The sequence below is a fragment of the Variovorax sp. 22077 genome (assembly GCF_052044195.1).
GTDB classification, from domain to species: Bacteria; Pseudomonadota; Gammaproteobacteria; order Burkholderiales; family Burkholderiaceae_C; genus Variovorax; species Variovorax atrisoli.
Genome location: NZ_JBQEQC010000032.1, coordinates 1 through 20,486 on the forward strand (window position 1 = coordinate 1; position 20,486 = coordinate 20,486).

Sequence of the window (20,486 nt, forward strand, 5' to 3'; positions counted from 1 at the left end):
AAAAACTTAAATCCTCTTCGTTGACGGCAGCGACCATATGAGCCATTTGGTGTGCTGTCCTTCCAAGGTTGTGCACGTCATGTGGTCAGACGGTCAGGGTGTTTCCGCACTCTGGCCGTCGCCTTTTGTGCCTCACGTTCGCACCAGTGCACCGAGGAGCACCGGCAACCCGCCGTGAGGTGGGCGGTTCATCAGGTCGGTGGGTCAGCTGGTTGGGGAAGCTCCTTTCACGATCGGTGGTCGTCGCCCACCAGGAGGGGCGTCTTGCGACAGGGGCATTCACTTTAGAGAAGCGAAGCCGCGCAAGAGAAAAGATTTCGTCGAGAAATTCTCGAATCGGCGAGATATGTGCCGGGGCGCTGCGGCGGGACACAAAGCTCTGACAGTTGGAGGCTGAAGGCGGCCTCGTTCGCTGGTCAACACGGCCCTAGGTCACTATCGTCGCGGGCATGAGCAAACTGGAATGGATTGAAGTGCCAGGCGCATCGCTTGCTGTCGAGCATCAGGCAGACGCCAGCGCCACCGGCATGCCTGTTCTCTTTCTGCACGCCAACGTTGCGGACCGGCGCATGTGGCACGGTCAATGGAGCGCACTGGCGCCGGCGCACCCGGTAGCGAGCTACGACCGGCGGGGCTTCGGCGATTCGCGCACGCTGCACCCCACGCCTCATTCCAACGTGGCCGATCTCTGGGCGGTGATGGATTCGCTGGGCTACCGCAAGGCGGTGCTGGTCGGCTGCTCGCTGGGAGGCCGTGTTGCCATCGATGCGGCATTGGCGCGGCCCGACCGGGTGAGCGGGCTCGTCGTTGTTGCACCGGGCGTGAGCGGCGCGCCCGCCCCGCAGCATGGCGAGCCGGTGAAGGCGATCATGGACGCGATCACCGCTGCCGAGGCGCTGGGCGATCTGGAAGCGAAGAACGAGCTTCGCGCGCGCCTGTGGCTGGACGGCCCCTCGATCCCGGAAGGGCGAGTGAGAGGCGACGCTCGCCAGCTCTTCCTGTCGATGAACGACAAGGCCCTGCGTGCCGCCAACCCCGGTGCGGCAACCGAGGAGCCTTCAGCCTGGGAACGCGTGGAAGCGATCCAGGCACGCACGCTCGTGCTGTGGGGCGATCTCGACCTTCCGCTTCTGCAGGAGCGATGCAGCGTGCTGGCGCAGCGCATACCCGGGGCCGAGAGCTTCGTGCTTCAGGGCACTGCGCACCTGCCTGCGCTCGAGGCGCCGCAGCGGTTCAACTCGGTTCTGCAGCGCTATCTCGAAGGCTTGTGAACGGCTGGTCTGCAGGTGCTATCGAGACAGGGCCAGAGACGATGCGACGTTGCCCCCGGTTGCGGCCGTCGGCACGGACATGGGGGTCAGAGCCCCTGTGTTTGAGTCGATGGTGTAGGCAGAGATGTCCTTGGAGCTGGCGTTCGTGACGTAGGCAAAGCGGCCCGTGGGGTCCACGGCGATGGCGATGGGGAAAACGCGTGCGGGCACCTTCGGAACGGTCATCGGCGTCAAGATGCCGGTGCTGGAATCGATGTTGTAGGCCGAGACGGTGTCTTCGAGCGCATTCGCCACATAGGCAAAGCGGCCGGTGGGGTCCACGGCGACGGCTTTGGGAAACGCTCCCGTGTTGAACGTTGCCAACGGGGTCAGGACGCCCGAGCCTGCATCGATGGAATAGGTCGACACGGTGTTGTCGTCCGAGTTCGTCACGTACACGAACCGGCCCAGGGGATTCACGGCAATTGCGCTGGGGGAGTTCCCTGTGGTCACCGGCGGCACTGGCAGCGGGGTCAAGGCGCCGGTGCTTTCATCAATGGAAAGAACCGACACAGTGGCGTCGACTCCATTCGTCACGTAGGCAAAACGGCCCATGGAGTCCAGGGCAATGGCGCTGGGACTGCGCCCCACGTCCGCCTGTGGCCCGGCCATCTGGGTCAGCTTGCCAGTGTTGGCATTGATGATGTAGCCCATGATGAAGCCCGACACGCTGTCGACACCATGACTCACCACATAGACAAAGCGACCGGTGGGGTCCGCGACGATGGACAGGGGTGCAAACCCAGCGGCAACGGCTGCCACCCGAGTCAGGAAGCCGGTGCCTGCGCCAATGGAGTAGGCCCCCACGGTGTTGTCGCCTCGATTCGCCACGTAGGCAAAGCGGCCCGCGGGGTCCGCGACGATGCCGCTTGGGGCGCTCCCTGTGCCCAACATGGGCGCGGCCATCGATCCCAACACGCCGGTGCTGGTGTCGACGGTGTAGGGAAAGAGGTTGTCGGACCCCGCATTCGTCGCATAGGCGTAGCGCACCGGGGGCGCGGCACAGACCACGTCCACGTTGACGACGGCCGCATTCGCCACAGTGCCGGTGCCATTGCTGACGGTGCAGACTCTGGTCAGGATTCTGGATTGGCTCTTGACTGTGACCGCATAGCCCGCGCCGCTGGCCAGTTGGGTGGCGAAGCTGAAGCTGCCGTTGGCTGCGATGCTCAGGTCGTCGCCAGCGTTGTTCTGCAGCACCAGGCCCGTGCCCAGCAAGCCACTGACCGTGCCGCTCACCTTGTAGGTGGGCGCAGGGCCTGTGGGCGGGGGTACGGGTGGCGGTGCTTCAGGCGATGAGGAAGGAGCCGGAGCGGGTGCCGGGGCAGTCGTTGCCACCGGGAAGGCCGGAACAAAGCCACCGCCGTTTCCACCCCCACCGCAGGCGGCCACGCCGACGATCAACAAGCCGCTCAGCGCGGCACGGCTCACGCGGGCCGGCCGAGAACTCCACAAGGACTGCACGCTATCCACCGACATGGGCAAAAAGCACCGGCGCTGATTGAAAGAGCCACGAGACGGGAGAGGTGCGAACATGTATGTGATCTGCTTGGAACGCCGGAACTTGCACGAGGCGTTTACAAGTGTGTCGAGCCTCCACCAATTGCGCCATACCCGAAAACTGGTAGACGGCCCTCGAATAGGAGCCGGCCTACCTTGGTGAAATGCTTGGATGGGTCTATTTGTAGTGAAGCAGCGAATTCAAGGCCGCATCGCATTTGGCCCTGACTTCAAATATTGCCTGCGTCTGGGTTTTCGTTTTCTTCTTCTGGCTGACGAAAGAAATTGCGGCATGCATTGCGGCCTGGTATCGGGCCAGGAACTCCTCGGACTCGTTCTCGGGCGGCGATGCCATGTAGGCGCAGAACTCTGGATCTGCGATGAATCTGTCGAGCGGTGTTGGCGGTGTTGCTGTTGCCGACGAAGCAATCGAAGTCCAGAAAAGTCCGCCGCACAGGATCACCGTTTTATTGATCATTCACCACCGCCTAGAAGAAGCAGCCCAGCTGCAAGATTTCGCGAGGAATGCTATTTGACGTGTGTCGGCGAGGGCAAACAAATAGTCCTTATGGGGTGCATAACGACTCTTGATCGAGCCTCCATCGCGGCTCATTTCAGTGGTCTTTGGCTCACGTAAACTGATCTTTCATGGATCAGCAGCCTGCTGCCGGGGAAGAAAGACAAATGCAACGGGACGACCAATCAACCCCGGCACCACGCCTAGGTGCAGATGACGAGCTTGCGGATTGCAAAGGCATGCTCAGGGGCCGCTTGCTCGCGCCCGAGTTGCTGCGCGCTTTGGTCGCGGTGGTCGAGTGCAACGGCTACACGCCCGCGGCCCGCTACCTGCATCGCACTCAGGCCGCGATCAGCCAGCAGATCGCGCGTCTGGAAGACTGCATCGGCTTCGACCTGTTCGAGAAGCCCAAGCGTCAACTGCAGCTGACGGAACAAGGCAAGGTGCTGCTCGACTACGCGCGTCGCCTGCTGGCCCTGAACAGCGAGGCCATGGAAAAGCTGCGGCCCGGAGTCGTCAGCGGCAAAGTCCGGATGGGCGCGACGAACTTCTACGCCACCAGGGTGCTTCCTTCGCTGCTGGCCGAGTTCTCCGAGATCTATCCGGCCATTCACATCGACCTGCAAGTCGGCGTGGCAGACGAGATGCAGCGAAAGCTCGGGCCTGCGTTCGATCTCACGATCAACGCCTTCCGCGGAGGCGAAGGAAACGGCGTGCTGCTGCGCAAGGACCCGGTGGTCTGGGCGGTTTCGAGGAAGGCGGCGCCACACCTCAAGCACCCCGTCCCGCTGGCGTTGCTTCCGCAGGGCTCGCTTCTCAGGCGATGGGCGGAAGAGACGCTGACGGCCGCCGGCAAGCGCTGGGTGGTCTTGCAGGAGAGTTCGAGCGTGGAAGTGCTGAGGGCTTCCGTGCTGGCCGGCCTGGCAGTCGGCGTTTTTCAGGAAGCGACGATCAGCGAGGCGGCCGAACTACGCAGCCTGGGACCGGACGATGGCTTTCCCGCACTGCCCTCTTCCGAAATGTGGCTGGAGCGAGCGGATCGTGAATTGCCACGAGCGGCTAAGTGCCTTTACGAGTTCTTGCTGGAGCAGTTGCCTCGATGGGAGTAGCCGGGCTTCTCCCCCACCTCCTCGGACCAACCGTTGCTGTCGCCATGACAGCACCACAGCAGCGAGTTCAGCTGTGCCCGTAAGGCCTGCACGTCGGACTCGAATGACGCTCGCTTTTTGACACGGGGCTAGGTGGCACTGCACGACCTCTCGAAGGCCTCGCGTGTTTGAACCATATAAACAGCGGGACCGTCAGGCGTGGTGACTACCTTTTGCTGAACAAACCCCGCCTTCTCGTAGCAACGGATGGCCCTGTGGTTGTGGGGCGCGGGGTCGGTTTGAATCTTTGTCACTGTCGGGTCCGAGAAGAGCATGGTCGTAAGGGCACGGACGAGCATTGTTCCCAGCCCCTTGCTCAATTGCGCCGGGTCAGCCAGAGACTGATCAATCCCGCGAACTCCAGGATCAGTTTCGTCGGCCCACCATCCATCACCACTTCGAAGGGCGACATACGACTGGGCGTAGCCAATGGGTTCGTCTCCCAGCATCGCGATGTAGGCAGTGACGGACGCTTCAGATAAAACTCTTGGCATGTAGTGCCGAAGTACCTCGTCGAGAGTCGGGCGTTCGTCCTCTCCACCCCACCACTCGACAATATGAGGCCGATTCAGCCATTCGTGCAGCATCGGCAGGTCACGCTCGGTCATCAAGCGCAGAGTGACTTTGGAGTCGCTGGCGTGCATGGAATCCTGGTTCGTCAGTTGAAGGCTCCGTTAGGAAGGTGAGGCCCAGTCCGAATCCTGGGCTGCACTGCGCCAGGGCGCGAAGAATGCCGCGCGGTCCTGGCACGATCATGCGCGCAAACCCACTGCTCGCACAGCGCGCATCGACGGGCTTCCCTATCGGAAATTTGCACAACGGAATGCGAATTCCGAGCAGGGCCGATGACCGCGGGTACGTGAGTAGCGCGACGCATTGCCGCGCACCGTTGAATCAGGAAGGATCGAACCCCGGCGCCGACGTGATCTCGGTCGGCTTGTAGATCTTGTGCTGCGCCACCCCGCTGCCCGCATCGGTCACCACCAGCAGGCGCCACAGCGGCTCGCGCTTGGAGCAGTCGCTTTCTTCCTTGCTGAGCTTGAAGCTGGGCACGCTGGGCGCTGTGCCTTTGACAGTCACGCGCAGCAGGGTCTGGCCCTTGGCGTTCGACACCTCGAGGTCGAAGCCCTTGCCGGTCATGTTCTCGGCCTTGTAGCCGTAGCCGGTGAAGTGCTTCACCACGTATTCGAGGGCGGCGGCCTGCACGGCCTGGGGGGTGGCCTTTTCGTCATCGGCGGCCTTGGCGGCGGCGGAGAGTTTCTGCGGCACGTTGCCGCGTTCGCGGGCGGTCTGCACTTCGGCTTCGCTGGGCGACCAGCCGCGCGGGCCGCGCACGAGCACGGCCAACTTGTGGTCGGGCTCCCAGCTGGCGACGTGCCATTCGTCGTCGTCGCGCACGCGGGTCGACACCTTGGCGTCTTTGTTGCTCTCGACTTCGAGGATCGCGATGCGGTTGGTCTGCAGCAAGGCGCGGAAGCCGTTGCCGGCGTCGTGGCTGCGCTTGAGCAGCGCGAGCCTGTCCTTGGCGCGCTGAACCTGCTGGGCGCTGCGCTCGCCGCCGCCGGCGCGGTGGTGGACGTCGAGTGATTCGAGGTAGAACCAGCGGCCGTTGGCGGCCACGTTGACCCATTCGGCCCAGATGGTGGCGATGACGTTGTCGCCGGTGGCGAGCCATGCGTGCTCGAATGGCTTGTCGCGCGCGTCGAACACACCCATCTTGGCGACGATCTCGACCGGCGTGAGCCGCGGTCCCGAGAGCCGCATCTCGTCGATCACAGTGAGTACGCGGGGGTCGACTTCCTTGTCCATTCAGTGGAATTCTGCTGAGTTTGAGGGGGTGGGGAGTATGCCGCATCGCCCGGCGCAGACGCCCGGGCTCGGGCAATCGTATGGCACGATCGAAGGATGAACGAGCCCTCCCGCCGCATACCGTATCGCACCTGGCCGGGGGCGCTGGCAGTGCTGCTCGCGATTGCCGCCTACGTGGGCGGCCTCACCCTCTGGGACCGCCACACCCCGGGCAACCGGCCGCTGCCGCCGGGCGAGACGGTGGAGGCGGGCCAGGCCCGGTTCGTGCCGGCCGAGGGATGGGAGATGGACGTCTCTCGCTCCAGGGCGGGCCAGTCGCTGATGCTCTTCAAGGGCGGCCACAAGTTCCTGGTGAGCACCTTCCCCTGGGCGGGCGGCCCCGACGGCCCGCTGGTGCGCCAGCAGCGGCTGATGGAGCGCGGCCAGCGCCTGCAGGTCGACGGCGACGTGTCGGACTTCATCACCTCCTGGGGCCTGCAGGGCAAGACCTTCGCCTACTACGGCTCGAAGCTGGCGGGCCGCTTCTGGCAGGTGGTGGACGTGCGGCGCAAGTCGCTGGTGCAGATCGACTTCTGGGGCTCCGACGACGGCATGGACGAGGCGCTGCAGGAGGCGCGCTCGATGCTCGACTCGATGGACCTGGAGGCGCCGCAATGAACATGCCGGTGTTCGACCAGGGTGGCCAAGAGGCCCCGAGCGGGCAGCAGGTGACCGAAGTGGCCGGCTGGCCCGTGGGCACCGATTCCTTCTTCCAGCCGCGGCGCGCAGCCTTCTGGGTGCTGGCAGCGCTGATATTGAACGGGCTGTTCTACACGGGCTACATGTTCTGGCTGGGCGTGCGGGTGGTGCCCGTCACGGCCTTCCTGGGGCTGACGGTGTGGGGCATCTACACGATGCTTTTTGTGCAGGCCTTCCGCACGCTCGACCTGCTGGAGCAGCACCCGACGGAGGCCTACGTGCTGGCCTTCGCATGGGGCGGCATGGGCGCGGTGTACTTCGCGGCGCCGGCCAACGTGGCCATCCAGAGCCTGTGCGCCAAGCTGGTGTCGCCGGAGTTCGTCGCGACCTGGGGGGCGGCGGTGGCGGGGCCGGTGACGGAAGAGTTCCTGAAGCTCGCGGGCGTGATCCTGATGGTGCTGGTGGCGCGCAACCAGTTCCAGACGTACCTGTCGGTGCTGATCGTCGGCGCGATGGTGGGGCTGGGCTTCCAGGTGGTCGAGAACCTGAGCTACACGGTGAAGTCGGCGGTGCACTTTCCGCTGGAGAACCAGGTCTACCCGGTGCTGCTGAACCTGTTCACGCGCGGGCTGCTCGCCGGGCTGTGGAGCCATGCGGCGTACACGACGATCGCGTCTTTCGGCATCGCCTGGTTCCTGCTGCAACCGCGGCGGCCGATGGCGGCGCGCATCGCGGTGGCGGTGCTGTGCTTCCTGCTCGCGTGGGGCATGCACTTCATCTGGAACTCGCCCTTGCTCGAAGACCTGTTCGACGGCGGCTACGCGGAGATGGCGGTGATGCTCGTCATCAAGGGCCTGCCCGCGGTCATCGTGGCCGCCCTCTTCTGGCACGTCGCGGCGCGCGAGAACGGCACCTACCTGCACGCGCTGGCAGCCTGGTTCGTACCCGAGCGCGACCTGATCCAGGACGACGAATGGGTGCGGCTGGGCGCGCCGATGCAGCGCTACAAGGTGCGCCGCGAAATGGGCTGGACCTACGGCTGGCGCGCGAGGCGCCTGAAGACGCATCTGCAGCGCGAGCAGCTGCGGCTGATTCGCAAGGCCGCCACCTACGGGCGCGGGCCGCAGACGCTGAAGCACGAAACGGCCGTGAGGCGCCTGCGCGCCAAGCTCGACCCGATCATCGCGGCCCGAACGGCGGCAGGCACCACGGCGGGAACCTGAGGCGTTGGTTTCTCGCGATGCCGGGGCAACCCTGCTCCGAATTGTGAAAAAAGATTGCTAAAGTCGTACGCGTCATGCGACGACAACAACAAGAAATGCTTGGACTGCGCCTGCTGGCGCTGCTGGTGCTCGTGTTGCTGGGCACCGGCTGGAGCTTCCGCGCACAGGCCGTCACGCTCGTCGAACAGGCGCAGCTCACGCTGACCCTGCATGGCCCTCATTCCCCCGCCCAGCCGCCGGAGCCGCACGCGGTGCAGTTGCCCTACAACTGGGACCAGCGGCAAGGCGCGGTCGACGGCGAGGCTGCGTTCTCGTTCGATGTTCCCGTCGCCGACGCGAGCGTGCCGCAGGCGCTCTTCGTGCCGCGCATCGGCAACAGCTTCAGGGTGCTGGTCGACGGCCACGAGCTGGCACGCTTCGGCACCTTTCCGCCGGGGCCTTACGACGATGCCTCCTTCACGCCGCAGTACTTCGCGCTGCCGGTCTCCTCGGCTGCGGTGCGGCGCGTGGAGATCGTCGTCGCCGCGCAGGCCGCACGCCAGGGCGGGCTCTCGCCGGTGGTGGCGGGCACGGAGGCCGAGCTCCAGCCGATGTATGAGAACGCGCTGTTCTGGCAGATCAGCGGCGGACGCTTCATCGCCATCGTGAGCGGCGTGCTCGGGGCGCTGTCGCTGCTGGTGTGGCTGCGGCAGCGCGAATCGCTGTACCTCTACTACGGCCTGGGCGAGCTCTTCTGGTCGGTGCAGACGGCGCGGGTGCTCTTCACGCATGCGCCGCTGCCCTGGCCGTGGTGGGGCGTGGTACCGCTGGCGGCGTTCCAGGCGGCAGTGCCGCTGCTTTGCCGCTTCGCGCTGTCGGTGGTGGGCAAGGGTGACACGCGGCTCGCGCGCTTCCTGGGCCTGCTGGCGCTCTTCGCGCCGGTGACGGCCACGTTGGGCATCACGGTGCCGCTGCTGTGGCTGATGCCGGCGTGGAACCTGCTGTGCTTCACGGCGGGCCTGGGCATGGTGGTGATGGTCGTGCGCGTGGCGGTGCGCAGTTCGGTGCTGGAGCACCGTGTGCTGGGCGTTGCGGTGGTGCTGGTGGTGCTCAGCGCCGCGCGCGACAACTGGGTGATGCGCACATCGCCCGACGCCTACGCGGTGGTGCCGTGGATCCGCTTCGCATGGGTGGGCTTCGCGATCTCGCTGGCCTGGGTGATCGCCGAGCGCATTCGCAAGGACGTGCGCGCCGTGGCGCAGATGAACGCATCGCTCGAAGCCGAACTGGCCGAGCGCAACGCGGCACTCGAGGCCGTCTTCGCCCGCGAACGCGAAGGCGAAAAGGCGCGCGGCGCGCTCGAGGAGCGCCAGCGCCTCACGCAGGACCTGCACGACGGCCTCGGCGGCCAGCTCGTCGGGCTGCTGCAGATGGCGCAGCAGCCCGGCACCGCCATGAACGACGTGGCGCTGCACCTGCGCGACGCGGTCGACCAGCTCAAGCTCACGGTGGACGCCATGCACGGCTGCGAAGGCGACGTGGCCTCCGCACTCGGCAGCGTGCGCTACCGCCTCGGCCCCCGCCTGCAGGCCGCCGGCATCGACCTGCGCTGGGACGTGGGCTCCCTGCCCACCATGACGAGCTGGACCGCGCGCGAATCGCACCAGCTTCAGATGCTGCTGTTCGAGGCCTTCGGCAACCTGGTGGCCCATGCGCACGCGACGCAGGCCAGCCTGAGCGCGCGGCTGGTGGAAGGCGCTGCCGAAGAACGCGCCATCGACATCGAGCTGAGCGACAACGGGCGGGGCTTCGATGCCCAGGCCGCGTTCGCAGGCAAGGGCCTGGCGAACATGCGTACCCGGGCCGTGGCGCTGGGAGGAACGTTCACCGTGCGCTCGCAGCCGGGCGAAACCAGCCTGCTGCTGCACCTGCCGGTGCCGGCGGCACCGATGGCACGCAACGAGCCAGCCGCCCCCGGACTGGGTCAGCCCGCGAACGCCACGCTGCGATAGGGGCTGCGGGCGTCGCTCAGCAGCAGGCGGTTGGTGCGCAGCAGGTTCTCTTCGCGCGCGTCCGAGTACTTCCAGATCAATCCGCCCGCGATGTACGCCGCACTCACTTGCGACCAGTTGCCGTACGCCTCGCGCACCTGCCTGGCAAGGCCGCCGGCAAAGCCCGCGAACTCCGAGCGCTCGATGTAGCCGAGCTGCACCGCCCAGCGCGAGAGGCTCGCCAGGCGCACGGCGTCCCAGGCGACAAGGCTGGGCACCTCGGCCTGCGAGACATGGAAGTGCTTGCGCAGTGCCTCGACCCAGCTCGGGCTGCCCGTCATCAGCGCGGCCAGTTCCTGCGTCGACTTGCCGCTGCGCTGGCCCAGCTCGCGGTAGTCCAGGCTCTTGCGCGCCTTGATCTGGAAGAACGCGGGGAAGAAGGCGTCCATGACCATGCGCAGCAGCATCGGCGTCTCCTGCGTGGCCTTGTCGATCGCGCCGACAGCCTCCCACAGCGGCGCGTACGTCGAGCGCTGCCCTTCATCGACCAGCCAGCGCGCGGTCTGCTCGAAGCTCGCCCGGTCGTGCACGCTCCAGACATCGGCGATGCCCTCGCGCAGCACGTCGTCGTCTTTGCCGGTGAGCACCGCATCCACATAGTCGCCGTTGAAGGCCGACAGCGGTGCGCTGAGCGTGACCAGCCACCGCTCTTCACTGGTGAGCCCTTCGGCACCTGCAGCGTTGGCGGTGCCGAAGTGAAGCTCCTGGTTGTCCATCAGCGCATGGCCGAGCGCATCCATCATCCCCATTGGAATCCCTCCTGATTGAAGCGGGCGCGCATCTTGACGCCGGGTCGGCGCGAGTCGCACTCCGCAGCCCAAAAAGGGGCGATGCTACACAGAACGACTGCCAGGAACTCTGACGAATTCTTCACTCGCGGCCGCGTGAAGATGCCCGGGTTCGAAGCGCGAGAACTTTCGCATTCGCAACCGGCAGATGCATTTCGAGCGTTCGACATGCAGGAAAGTCAGGCCTCGGTCAGGCGTGCCAGCGGGTTTTTTCGCCTGTTTTTCCACTCTCGTCTTCGAGCCGCGTTCAACCCACTTCTCCTAATTCGCCGCTAAGTCTTTTGCCTTTTGACTGACACAGGGCAAACCTAGATTCACCCGCGATACGCAGTGGCGAGGGAGACGAACGGCATCGGCCATCGGCCATGAAGTCGCCTCATCCAGCTGCTGTGCAAGTGTTCCCCTCCACGCTCGAAAGCAGAAATTGAAAGCCACTCCAAAAATCAGATCCGGCTTGCTCTACCCCACCCTCACTGCACTCGCCGCCTCGCTGCTGGCCGCGTGCGGCGGTGGCGGCGGTGGCTCGGGCCCTGTCGCCTTCCTGCCGCCGCCCACCACGAGCCAGCCGCCCGCGAGCTCCGGCAACACCACGTTCAGCGGCGTGCTAACGGCCACAGCCTTCAAGGCGGGCAGCAGCACCGACCCCGTGATCGCCGCCGGCTACTACGCGGGCGCCACGGTCTGCGTCGACAGCAACGGCAACGGCCGCTGCGACAGCGGCGAGCCTGCCGCAGTGACCGACGCCAGCGGCAAGTTCAGCCTGTCACTGAGCGGCCCCTCGGCGCTCATCGCCGACATCGGCACCAGCGCAAAGAACACCGCCACCGGCGCCAGCGTGCCCACGCGCGAAGTGCTGCGCGTGACGCTCGACCAGGTGAAGGAACAAGGCACCGCGGTGGTGGTCAGCGCGCTGTCGTCCGAAGTGGCGCGCCTGATCGAGGCCAACGGCACGAGCTATGCGGTCGAGAAGCAAAATCTGGCAGCTCGCCTGGGCGTGTCGGCCGATGCCGTGCTGGGTGACGTCAACGCCGCGGCGGGCAGCACGCAGACGGCGATGCTGGCCGAGGCGAACGCGTTGAACAACCGCTTCGCCTACGCCACCACCAAGCTCGACCGCGGCGACATGTACCCCGACGCCCTCGCCAACCCCGGTGGCGATCCGCGCCTGAGCAGCCTGGTCGGCGTGACAGCCGCCACCGCCGGCGCCGTGGACACCCGCAAGAAGATCACCTTCCTGCAGTCGCAGCAGGCCGCCTTCAACCTGGAAGGCATTCCGCGCTACGACAACATCTTCATCGTGATGCTGGAGAACAAGGCCACGTCGTCGATCCTGAACTCGGCCTACGCGCCCAAGATCAACGGCTACCTGAAGGCCGGCAACCAGCTCGTGAGCTACTACGCCACCGGCAACCCCAGCGAACCGAACTACACGGCACTGGGCGGCGCCGACGACTGGGGCATTACCGACGACAGCCAGTGGAACTGCGACGCCACCGGCGCCAACGCAGTGCAGGACCTGCCCGTGCCGGACAACACACAGCCGGGCCTCGCCAAGTCGCCGTTCGCGGCCACCTGCACGCAGAAGGGGACCAACCACAACATCGTGGGCAAGCCGAACCTCTTCAATGCCATGACCAGCGCCGGCCTGACATGGCGCACCTACAGCGAGTCGATGAACCCGGGACAGGACTTCCGCACCGACAGCGTGGCCGACACCGCCGTCACCGCCAAGGACAACGTGTACGCCCCGGGCACGCTCGGCGGCAACGCCGCGGCCATCGGCGACCCCAACCTCGTGCTGCCGCTGCCGGGTGGCCTGTACAAGACCAAGCACCACCCGGGGATGGCCTACCAGAACGTGCGCAGCGCGCCGGAGTGGAAGTACAGCAACCGCACCATGGGCGGCGGCCAGTGGGACGCGGCGTTGAAGAACAGCAGCGACTACGCTATTCCCGCGAACTACGACTACGACCAGCTCGGCACCGACCTGGCCAGCGGCAACGTGGGCAACCTGAACTTCCTGGTGCCCGACCAGTGCGACGACATGCACGGCATCAGCGTGAAGGGCACGAGCGGCGGCACTGCCGGCACCGCCAGCGATTGCAGCAGCGTGGCGAACAACGTGTCGAACACGGCCGTCTCGCCGATCATCACGCGCGGCGACAACTACGTGGACTACACGGTCAAGCGAATCCAGGCATCGCCGTTGTGGAAGAACACGCAGAAGCGCGTGGCCATCGTGCTGATGTTCGACGAAGGCAATGCGACCAGCGGCTTCAACTCCTGCTGCGGCTGGAACGTGGCGAACAGCGCCGTGGCCAACCCGATCCGGCAGAACGCCGACGGCACGTGGTCCGTCGATGCGACGATCACCAACTACACCAACGGCAACCGCGGCCACGGCGAGAGCATCTTCGGCATCCTCACCAACCAGCCCAATGCACCCAAGGGCGTGTCCGACAGCGATGCCTACAGCCACTTCTCGTTCGTACGCACGCTGCAGGACATGTTCCAGCTGGCGGACCCGGTCAACGACGCTTCGTACATGAACCGTTCGAAGTACACCGAGGCCTTCATCGCCCAGAACATCGTGAACCTGCCGGAGTACGCCGGCAGCGCCGACACCCACTTCGACAGCGTGCGCCCGATCAATCACGCCTTCGTGATCCCGGCCGGCTACACGCAGAAGCAGTCGGGTGACGTGGCGACCACGGCGCAGGTCGGACCCGATGCGAACCAGTTGAACGTCTGGTCCCTGAAGCAATGAGCGAGGAACGCCGTTTCGGCCCGAAAGGGCCGGCGGTGAGGCGCACCGGACAGCTCGCGCTGGCGGCGCTGGCCGTGGCCGGCCTGGCCGGCGCGGTGCTCGTCGCCTGCGGCGGCGGAAGCGGAGGCGGCGGCTCGGCCGTCGCGCTGCCTCCGGCATCCGCTCCGGCCACGGCGGCGAGCTCACCTGCTGCCGCTGCTGCGTCCACTCCCGCCAGCACGCTGAGTCTCGCGGCGCAGGTGGGCCAGAAGATGTTCTTCGACAAGAACCTCTCCGGCTCGGGCGCGATGTCGTGTGCGAGCTGCCACGACCCCGCCCACGCCTACGCGCCGGCCAACGACCTGTCGGTGCAACTCGGCGGCGTGCACATGGACAAGGCCGGCCTGCGCGCGGTGCCCTCGCTGCGCTACAAGGACATCACCCCGGCCTATGCCGATCTGCTGGACAACCCCGACGGCATCAGCGTGCCGGGCCCCGGCGGCGGCTTCGCATGGGACGGCCGGGCCGACACGCTGGCCGCGCAGGCGCGCATTCCGCTGCTCGATCCGCTGGAGATGGCCAACGCCAGCAGCGCCGACGTGGTGAAGAAACTCCAGGCCGCCGACTACGCCCCGCTCATCGCCAAGGCCTTCGGCGAGAAAGTGTTCGACGACAGCGACGCCGCCTTCGCGAAGGCGCTGCAGGCCTTGCAGGCCTATCAGCTGGAAGACAGGAGCTTCCACCCGTACAGCAGCAAGTTCGACCTCTATGCGGCCAACAAGATCGGCGGCAACCTCACGCCCGCCGAAACGCGCGGGCTCAAGGTGTTCACCAATCCGGCCACGGGCAACTGCGCCTCGTGTCACTACCAGGGCGCGGGACTGAACGGCAGCTCGGCGCTTTTCACGGACTTCTCGTACGAAGCCATCGGCGTGCCGCGCAACGCGAACATTCCGGCCAACAACGACCTGAAGTATTTCGACATGGGTGTGTGCGGCCCGCTGCGTACAGACCACGCACCCGCGGCACCCAACGCGGCGAACAGCTTCTGCGGCATGTTCAAGGCGCCGACCATGCGCAACGTGGCGACGCGGCAGGCCTTCTTCCACAACGGCGTGATGCATTCGCTGGAGCAGGTCATCCGCTTCTACAACACGCGCGACACGCGGCCCGAGCTCTGGTATCCCACCGTCGGCGGAACGCCCAAGGAGAAGAACGACGCGGACTTTCCGGCCTACGGCCTCATCACCACGCAGTACACGGGCGGCAAGGTGAAGAAGTTCGACGACCTGCCGCCAGCCTACGTGCCGAACATCGACACGCAGCTGCCGATGGACGGCCGCGCCGCCGGCTCGGCTCCGCCCATGTCCGAGCAGGACATCGCGGACCTGATCTGCTTCCTGAACACCCTCAGCGACGCCGACACCAAGCCGGCCACGCCCGTCAAGCCGGGAGCCTGCGTCAATTGATTGCGACATCCATGAACAAGAAGACTCTTCCTGCGGTACTGGGTGCCGCGCTCCTCGCCGCCCTCGCCGGCTGCGGTCCGAAGCCGCCCGAGGCCGATCTGCAGAACCTCACGGCGGCCATGAACGCCTACCTCGCAAAGAAGGGCGACCTGTGCCTGGGCAAGACACGCTGGCCCATCGACGTACCGCAGCGCGAGGCCGGCACGCGCGCCCGCAACGCGCTGCAGATGCCGGTGCTGGAGCGGCTGGGGCTGGTGAGCGCCTCGAAGGCGACGGTCAAGGACGACAAGGAACAGGAAGCCGGCGAGATCGAGGTCACGCGCTACGCGCTGACCGAGGAAGGCAGGAAGTACTTCATCGATCGCGAGCCGCAGGGCGACTTCTGCGCGGCCCACCTGACGCTGGACAAGGTCGTCGGCTGGGAAGCGCCCAAGGATGCGAAGGAGCCCTCGGAGGTGGTGGTGACCTACACCTACAGGATCGATGCCGCGCCCTGGACCGGCGACGCCGAAGTGCAGCGGGTGTTCCCGATGGTCGACCGTGTGGTGCGCGGCGCCGGCACGATGCAGCTCAAGCAGAGCTTCAGGCGCACCGACACCGGCTGGGTGCCGGCGCAGATCTGAGCGCACCGTGACCACGGACACCGTGCTGCGCTTCCAGCCTGCGCTGGCCGACTGGGTGGTGCACAACCTGCGCCAGGGTTGCACGGCCGCCGACGTGGTCGATGCGATGCGCGAGCAGGCCATGCCGCCCGAAGCGGCAAGGGCCATCGTCGATGCATTCGTCTTCGCGCTGCGCACCGGGAGCCCCCTGCCCACCGACTCAGTGACGGTGCAGGCGCCCTACAGCTACGAGCCGTCGAGGTTGCCACCGGGCACCTCGATCCGCACCGCCGACAGGCTCGTGCGGGTGGCGGCCCGCGCGGCGCAACCCGCGCTGGCCGTGCTGAACGACGTGTTCAGCGCGCAGGAGTGCGAGGAGCTCATCGCGCTCGCAAGGCCGCGGCTCGCGCCGTCGACCACCGTCGACCCGCTGACGGGGCGCGACCTTGCAGGCAGCCAGCGCAGCAGCCTGGGCATGTTCTTCCGGCTGCGCGAGAACGCCTTCATCGCACGGCTCGACCAGCGGGTGTCGGAACTCATGAACATGCCGGTGGAGAACGGCGAAGGTCTGCAGGTGCTGCACTACCCGGCGGGCGCCAGGAGCATGCCGCACTTCGACTTCCTGGTGCCCTCGAACGAGGCCAATCGGGCCTCGCTCGCGCGCAGTGGCCAGCGCGTGAGCACGCTGGTGACCTATCTCAATGAAGTGGAGGAAGGCGGCGAGACGGTATTTCCCGAAAGCGGCTGGTCGGTGTCGCCGCAACCCGGAAGCGCCGTGTACTTCGAGTACTGCAACAGCCGTGGCCAGGTGGACCACGCCACGCTGCACGCGGGCGCGCCTGTAGTGCGCGGCGAGAAATGGGTGGCGACCAAGTGGATGCGGCAGCGGCGCTTCGTGGCTGCAGGAGAGGTTTCGCCGGGCTGAATCTCTATGGCGGGGTGCTCCCGGCGGGTATCGGTTTGACATTATTTTAGATATATCTAAAATAATTCAGACATACCTCAAGAAGGACACCCACCATGAGACATTTCCACTCCGACCAGCACCACTGCCGCATGGCCCGCGGCGAGCATGAAGACGGTCTTTCCGGCGGACGCGGACATCGCGGCGCGCGCGGCGGAGTCGGCGGACGCGTGTTCGGCCATGGCGGCCTGCGCTTCGTGCTGCTGCGCCTAATCGCCGACAAGCCCTCGCACGGCTATGAGCTCATCAAGGCGATCGAGGACCGCCTGGGGGGCAGCTATGCGCCGAGCCCCGGCGTGGTCTATCCCACGCTCACGCTGCTGGAGGAGATGGGCTATCTCAGCGTCGAGACCGCCGACGGCAGCGGGCGCAAGAGCTACAGCATCACCGACAGCGGCCGCGAGTTCCTCGAAGCCAACCGCGAGACGGCCGACGCCATGATGGCCCGCATGGGCGGCGGCGTCGATGGTGCCGGTCCGCGCGGCGGCAGGCCGCCGCAGGTCACCCGCGCGATCGAGAACCTCAAGATGGCGATGCGCATGCGCCTCACGGGCGCCCCACTCACCGAGCAGCAGGCGCACGAGTTCGCCGCGGTGCTCGACGCCGCGGCCCAGCAGATCGAGAAGATCTGAGGAGCCGCCGACGCAACACGAATTCCAACCAACCCTGTCTCGCAACAGGATCTACGCAATGACTGACTTCAGTACATCACCAGCGTCCACGGCACCCGACCGTACGCCCCGCCGGGTGCGCCACGAACTGCGCTTCCGCAAGCTCGCGGTGAAGACGGTGCAGCGCGTGACGCCGCACCTGATCCGCGTCACGCTCACGGGCGACGACCTCGCGGGCTTCCAGAGCCCCGGCTTCGACGACCACGTGAAGCTGTTCTTTCCCGACCCCGCCACCGGCAAGCTGAGCCTGCCCACCATGGGCCCCGAAGGCCCGGTCTGGCCCGAGGGCCGACCCACCATGCGCGACTACACGCCGCGCCGTCACGACGCGAAGGCCGGCACGCTCGAGATCGACTTCGCGCTGCACGAGGCCGGCCCCGCCACGCAATGGGCCGAGCAGGCCAAGGCCGGCGACATCCTCGGCGTGGGCGGCCCGCGCGGCTCGTTCATCGTGCCGACGGAGTTCGACTGGCACCTGCTGATCGGCGACGACACCGCCCTGCCCGCCATCTCGCGGCGCCTGGCCGAGCTGCCGGCCGGCGCGCGCGCGGTGGTGCTGGCGGAGATCGACAGCGAAGCGGACGAGATCGCGTTCGACACGCAGGCCGAACTCATCCTGAAGTGGGCGCACCGCCGCGGCACCGAGCCGGGCCTGAGCCACGTGCTGCTCGATGCGCTGAAGGCGATCGAACTGCCGGCCGGCGACTTCCACGCATGGGTGGGCTGCGAATCGGCCATCGCCAAGGCGCTGCGTGCGCACCTGGTGGGCGAGCGCGGAGCGAACCCGAAGTGGACGCGGGCCTCGGGCTACTGGCGCCGCGGTGCGGTGGCCACGCACGATTCGCACGACGAGTGAGCGGGTTTTGCTCCTTCCCCCTCTGGGGGAAGGTTGGGATGGGGGCCAGCGGCGCCTGAAAAGCCGCTGCAGTTGCATAGGCCGCCTGCCCCCACCCCTGCCCTCCCCCAGCGGGGGAGGGAGAAACTCAATGCGGCACTTCGGCAGGCCCTGAAGCCGCCCCGCTTCGCTTGGGGCTTCGGATCAGCAACAGCAGCGGAATCGCCAGCACCGTGATGATCATCATGATGGCGAAGTCGTCCAGGTAGCCGATCAGCGCGCCCTGCCGCGTGACCTCTGCGTTCAGCAGTGCGAGCCCCGTGGCGGTGTCGGGCGACATCATCTGCGGCAGGGTCGCGAGCGCCGCGTTGCCCGGCGCCACGGTTGAAGCGATCTGCGCGTGCGCCTTGCTCGAGCCTTCGGTAAGCAGCGCCTGCACGATCGAGATGCCCACGCTGCTGCCGATGTTGCGCAGCAGGCTGAAGATGGGCGTGCCCTGGTTGCGCAGCCTCGGCGCCAGCGTGGCGAAGGTGGCGGTGGACAGCGGCACGAAGGTGAAGCCGATGCCCAGCCCCTGGATGAAGCCCGAGACCACGATGAGCGTGCTGTCCATCTGCAGCGTGAGCCGGGTCATCTGGTAGAGCGAGAAGGCGGTGAGGCCGAAGCCCAGCGCCATGATCGCGCGCACGTCGACGCGCTGCACCAGACGCCCGACGATGATCATCGCGATCATCGTTCCCACGCCGCGCGGCGCCGTCACCTCGCCGGTGTAGACCACCGGGTAGCCCATCAGCCCCTGCAGGAAGTTGGGCAGCAGCGCCATGGTCGCGAACAGGATCATGCCGACGATGAACGCGAACAGCAGGCCGGTGACGAAGTTGCGGTCCTTCAGCAGGTCGCGGTCGAAGAAGGAGACGCCCTGCACCGTCCATGTGTGGACCACGAAGAAGCAAAACGCCACCAGCGCGGCCGCGGCCTCGAGCTTGATCTCCCACGACTCGAACCAGTCGAGCTGCTCGCCGCGGTCGAGGAAGAGCTGCAGCATGCCGATGGCGATGCTCAGCGTGACGAAGCCGAAGATGTCGAGCCGCTCGCCCTGCGGCCGGCTCTCGGGCAGGTAGCGCGCGATGCCCCAGAAGGCGAAGATGCCCACCGGCAGGTTGATGAAGAACACCCAGCGCCAGTCGAAGTTCTCGGTGAGCCAGCCGCCCAGCAGCGGCCCGAGGATGGGCCCGACCATGATGCCGGCGCCCCAGATGGCCATCGCCTGGCCGACCTTCTCGCGAGGGTTGATGTCCAGCAGCACCGCCTGCGACAGCGGCACCAGCGCCGCGCCGAAGACGCCCTGCAGCAGCCGCGCCGCCACGATGCCCACCAGCGAGGTCGCCAGCCCGCACAGCGCCGAGGCCACGGTGAAGCCGATCACCGAGATGATGAACACGCGCCGGCGCCCCCAGTGGCCGCACAGCCAGCCGGTGAGCGGCAGCGCGATGGCCGAGGCCACGATGTACGAGGTGAGCACCCAGGTGATCTGGTCCTGCGAGGCCTGCAGGCTGCCCTGCATGTGCGGCAGCGCCACGTTGGCGATGGTCGTGTCCAGCGCCTGCATGATGGTGGCCAGCATGATCGAGATGGTGATCATGCCGCGGTGCGGCACGGTGGTTCCGGGCGCGGCGCTCATGATGGCTTGCGGCCGCCCGGCGAGGTGATCTCCACGAGGCTCGCCTGCACCCTGGAAAGCAGGCCCAGCAGCTGGGCCCGCTCGGCCTGAGAGAGCACCGACATCACGCGGGCGTTGAGCCCGTCGCTGATGCTCAGGGCGCTGTCGAGCGCCTTCTCGGCGCTGGGTTCCAGGCGGATCCGGTTGACGCGACGGTCGGTGGGGCTGGGCTCGCGGCGTATCCAGCCGGCAGCCGCCATGCGGTCGCACAGGCCGGCGACGGCCATAGGAGTGAGGTCGAGCCGCTGCGCGAGTTCGGCCTGCGAGAGCGGCTCTTCCTCGTCGCCGTGCATCGCCAGCGCGCCCAGCAGGCGGCACTGCGCGCTGGTGAGTCCGATGCGCTCGCGCGCGAGGCGGTCGAACTCCTCGCTGTAGAGCTTGCCCACGCTCTTGACGAGAAAGCCGAAGCGCTGGGTGAAGTCCCTTTTCATAAGGGACTTGATTGTCTACATGTTTATTAGTTGGGCATTAGCAAT

The 20,486-nt window shown here is 66.6% G+C and carries 18 protein-coding genes; 11 read left to right on the top strand and 7 right to left on the bottom strand.

Annotated elements, in window-relative coordinates:
- Window positions 1-449: 449 nt before the first annotated feature.
- On the top strand, window positions 450-1,271 hold the full coding sequence (locus tag ACTJLF_RS31235; RefSeq protein ID WP_440884604.1) for an alpha/beta fold hydrolase: 822 nt from the start codon (window positions 450-452) through the stop codon (window positions 1,269-1,271).
- 18 nt (window positions 1,272-1,289) lie between these two features.
- Here the strand turns inward: ACTJLF_RS31235 and ACTJLF_RS31240 are convergent, their stop codons facing one another.
- Both ACTJLF_RS31240 and ACTJLF_RS31245 read right to left on the bottom strand, forming a co-directional pair.
- Window positions 1,290-2,549 carry a lactonase family protein gene (locus ACTJLF_RS31240; protein WP_440884605.1) on the bottom strand — a complete coding sequence of 420 codons (1,260 nt, stop codon included), beginning with the start codon at window positions 2,547-2,549 and terminating at the stop codon, window positions 1,290-1,292.
- Window positions 2,550-2,988: 439 nt separating this feature from the next.
- The gene (locus ACTJLF_RS31245; RefSeq protein ID WP_440884606.1) at window positions 2,989-3,288 is read right to left on the bottom strand and encodes a hypothetical protein; all 300 of its coding nucleotides are present in this window, start codon (window positions 3,286-3,288) and stop codon (window positions 2,989-2,991) included.
- Window positions 3,289-3,494: 206 nt separating this feature from the next.
- Between ACTJLF_RS31245 and ACTJLF_RS31250 the strand changes: the two genes are divergently transcribed.
- Window positions 3,495-4,436 (top strand): LysR substrate-binding domain-containing protein, encoded by a 942-nt coding sequence (locus ACTJLF_RS31250; RefSeq protein ID WP_440884607.1) that lies wholly within the window; start codon window positions 3,495-3,497, stop codon window positions 4,434-4,436.
- A gap of 128 nt (window positions 4,437-4,564) precedes the next feature.
- On the opposite strand, the gene ACTJLF_RS31255 is transcribed toward ACTJLF_RS31250, so the two are convergent.
- Both ACTJLF_RS31255 and ACTJLF_RS31260 read right to left on the bottom strand, forming a co-directional pair.
- On the bottom strand, window positions 4,565-5,119 hold the full coding sequence (locus ACTJLF_RS31255; protein WP_440884608.1) for an AacA4 family aminoglycoside N(6')-acetyltransferase: 555 nt from the start codon (window positions 5,117-5,119) through the stop codon (window positions 4,565-4,567).
- Window positions 5,120-5,369: 250 nt separating this feature from the next.
- Complete coding sequence (locus ACTJLF_RS31260; protein ID WP_440884609.1) at window positions 5,370-6,284, bottom strand: protein NO VEIN domain-containing protein; 915 nt, start codon at window positions 6,282-6,284, stop codon at window positions 5,370-5,372.
- 96 nt (window positions 6,285-6,380) lie between these two features.
- Between ACTJLF_RS31260 and ACTJLF_RS31265 the strand changes: the two genes are divergently transcribed.
- The 3 genes from ACTJLF_RS31265 (at window position 6,381) to ACTJLF_RS31275 (ending at window position 10,176) form a co-directional block, all read left to right on the top strand.
- Window positions 6,381-6,941, top strand: a complete 561-nt coding sequence (locus ACTJLF_RS31265) for a hypothetical protein (RefSeq protein WP_019655051.1) — start codon at window positions 6,381-6,383, stop codon at window positions 6,939-6,941.
- Window positions 6,938-8,185, top strand: a complete 1,248-nt coding sequence (locus ACTJLF_RS31270) for a PrsW family intramembrane metalloprotease (protein WP_019655050.1) — start codon at window positions 6,938-6,940, stop codon at window positions 8,183-8,185. Before ACTJLF_RS31265 ends, ACTJLF_RS31270 begins: the two co-directional genes overlap by 4 nt.
- 95 nt (window positions 8,186-8,280) lie before the next feature.
- A complete protein-coding gene (locus ACTJLF_RS31275; protein WP_440884610.1) occupies window positions 8,281-10,176 on the top strand; it encodes a sensor histidine kinase in 1,896 nt (631 codons plus the stop codon).
- On the opposite strand, the gene ACTJLF_RS31280 is transcribed toward ACTJLF_RS31275, so the two are convergent.
- Entirely contained in the window at window positions 10,149-10,964 is an 816-nt protein-coding gene (locus tag ACTJLF_RS31280; RefSeq protein WP_440884611.1) for a DUF1266 domain-containing protein, read from the bottom strand. The genes ACTJLF_RS31275 and ACTJLF_RS31280 overlap by 28 nt on opposite strands.
- 493 nt (window positions 10,965-11,457) lie before the next feature.
- On the opposite strand from ACTJLF_RS31280, the gene ACTJLF_RS31285 reads away from it, so the two are divergent.
- The 6 genes from ACTJLF_RS31285 (at window position 11,458) to ACTJLF_RS31310 (ending at window position 18,311) form a co-directional block, all read left to right on the top strand.
- Window positions 11,458-13,770, top strand: a complete 2,313-nt coding sequence (locus ACTJLF_RS31285; RefSeq protein ID WP_440884612.1) for a phosphoesterase — start codon at window positions 11,458-11,460, stop codon at window positions 13,768-13,770.
- Complete coding sequence (locus ACTJLF_RS31290) at window positions 13,767-15,218, top strand: cytochrome-c peroxidase (RefSeq protein WP_440884613.1); 1,452 nt, start codon at window positions 13,767-13,769, stop codon at window positions 15,216-15,218. The genes ACTJLF_RS31285 and ACTJLF_RS31290 overlap by 4 nt, the downstream gene beginning before the upstream one ends.
- 11 nt (window positions 15,219-15,229) lie before the next feature.
- Window positions 15,230-15,841, top strand: coding sequence for a hypothetical protein (locus ACTJLF_RS31295; RefSeq protein ID WP_440884614.1), 612 nt, complete (start codon window positions 15,230-15,232; stop codon window positions 15,839-15,841).
- Between the two features lie 7 nt (window positions 15,842-15,848).
- Window positions 15,849-16,745, top strand: coding sequence for a 2OG-Fe(II) oxygenase (locus ACTJLF_RS31300; RefSeq protein ID WP_440884615.1), 897 nt, complete (start codon window positions 15,849-15,851; stop codon window positions 16,743-16,745).
- A 95-nt stretch (window positions 16,746-16,840) separates the two neighbouring features.
- A complete protein-coding gene (locus ACTJLF_RS31305) occupies window positions 16,841-17,416 on the top strand; it encodes a PadR family transcriptional regulator (protein ID WP_440884616.1) in 576 nt (191 codons plus the stop codon).
- A 58-nt stretch (window positions 17,417-17,474) separates the two neighbouring features.
- The gene (locus ACTJLF_RS31310; RefSeq protein ID WP_440884617.1) at window positions 17,475-18,311 is read left to right on the top strand and encodes a siderophore-interacting protein; all 837 of its coding nucleotides are present in this window, start codon (window positions 17,475-17,477) and stop codon (window positions 18,309-18,311) included.
- A 127-nt stretch (window positions 18,312-18,438) separates the two neighbouring features.
- On the opposite strand, the gene ACTJLF_RS31315 is transcribed toward ACTJLF_RS31310, so the two are convergent.
- Both ACTJLF_RS31315 and ACTJLF_RS31320 read right to left on the bottom strand, forming a co-directional pair.
- On the bottom strand, window positions 18,439-19,971 hold the full coding sequence (locus tag ACTJLF_RS31315; RefSeq protein ID WP_019655040.1) for a DHA2 family efflux MFS transporter permease subunit: 1,533 nt from the start codon (window positions 19,969-19,971) through the stop codon (window positions 18,439-18,441).
- The gene (locus ACTJLF_RS31320) at window positions 19,968-20,441 is read right to left on the bottom strand and encodes a MarR family winged helix-turn-helix transcriptional regulator (RefSeq protein WP_440884618.1); all 474 of its coding nucleotides are present in this window, start codon (window positions 20,439-20,441) and stop codon (window positions 19,968-19,970) included. Before ACTJLF_RS31320 ends, ACTJLF_RS31315 begins: the two co-directional genes overlap by 4 nt.
- Between the last annotated feature and the right edge of the window lie 45 nt (window positions 20,442-20,486).

Bases quoted from the DNA above. Each gene is read 5' to 3' on its own strand.
- ACTJLF_RS31235 (WP_440884604.1), top strand. From the start codon at position 450: ATGAGCAAACTGGAATGGATTGAAGTGCCAGGCGCATCGCTTGCTGTC.
- ACTJLF_RS31245 (WP_440884606.1), bottom strand. From the start codon at position 3,288: ATGATCAATAAAACGGTGATCCTGTGCGGCGGACTTTTCTGGACTTCG.
- ACTJLF_RS31250 (WP_440884607.1), top strand. From the start codon at position 3,495: ATGCAACGGGACGACCAATCAACCCCGGCACCACGCCTAGGTGCAGAT.
- ACTJLF_RS31255 (WP_440884608.1), bottom strand. From the start codon at position 5,119: ATGCACGCCAGCGACTCCAAAGTCACTCTGCGCTTGATGACCGAGCGT.
- ACTJLF_RS31260 (WP_440884609.1), bottom strand. From the start codon at position 6,284: ATGGACAAGGAAGTCGACCCCCGCGTACTCACTGTGATCGACGAGATG.
- ACTJLF_RS31265 (WP_019655051.1), top strand. From the start codon at position 6,381: ATGAACGAGCCCTCCCGCCGCATACCGTATCGCACCTGGCCGGGGGCG.
- ACTJLF_RS31270 (WP_019655050.1), top strand. From the start codon at position 6,938: ATGAACATGCCGGTGTTCGACCAGGGTGGCCAAGAGGCCCCGAGCGGG.
- ACTJLF_RS31275 (WP_440884610.1), top strand. From the start codon at position 8,281: ATGCTTGGACTGCGCCTGCTGGCGCTGCTGGTGCTCGTGTTGCTGGGC.
- ACTJLF_RS31280 (WP_440884611.1), bottom strand. From the start codon at position 10,964: ATGGGGATGATGGATGCGCTCGGCCATGCGCTGATGGACAACCAGGAG.
- ACTJLF_RS31290 (WP_440884613.1), top strand. From the start codon at position 13,767: ATGAGCGAGGAACGCCGTTTCGGCCCGAAAGGGCCGGCGGTGAGGCGC.
- ACTJLF_RS31295 (WP_440884614.1), top strand. From the start codon at position 15,230: ATGAACAAGAAGACTCTTCCTGCGGTACTGGGTGCCGCGCTCCTCGCC.
- ACTJLF_RS31305 (WP_440884616.1), top strand. From the start codon at position 16,841: ATGAGACATTTCCACTCCGACCAGCACCACTGCCGCATGGCCCGCGGC.
- ACTJLF_RS31310 (WP_440884617.1), top strand. From the start codon at position 17,475: ATGACTGACTTCAGTACATCACCAGCGTCCACGGCACCCGACCGTACG.
- ACTJLF_RS31315 (WP_019655040.1), bottom strand. From the start codon at position 19,971: ATGAGCGCCGCGCCCGGAACCACCGTGCCGCACCGCGGCATGATCACC.
- ACTJLF_RS31320 (WP_440884618.1), bottom strand. From the start codon at position 20,441: ATGAAAAGGGACTTCACCCAGCGCTTCGGCTTTCTCGTCAAGAGCGTG.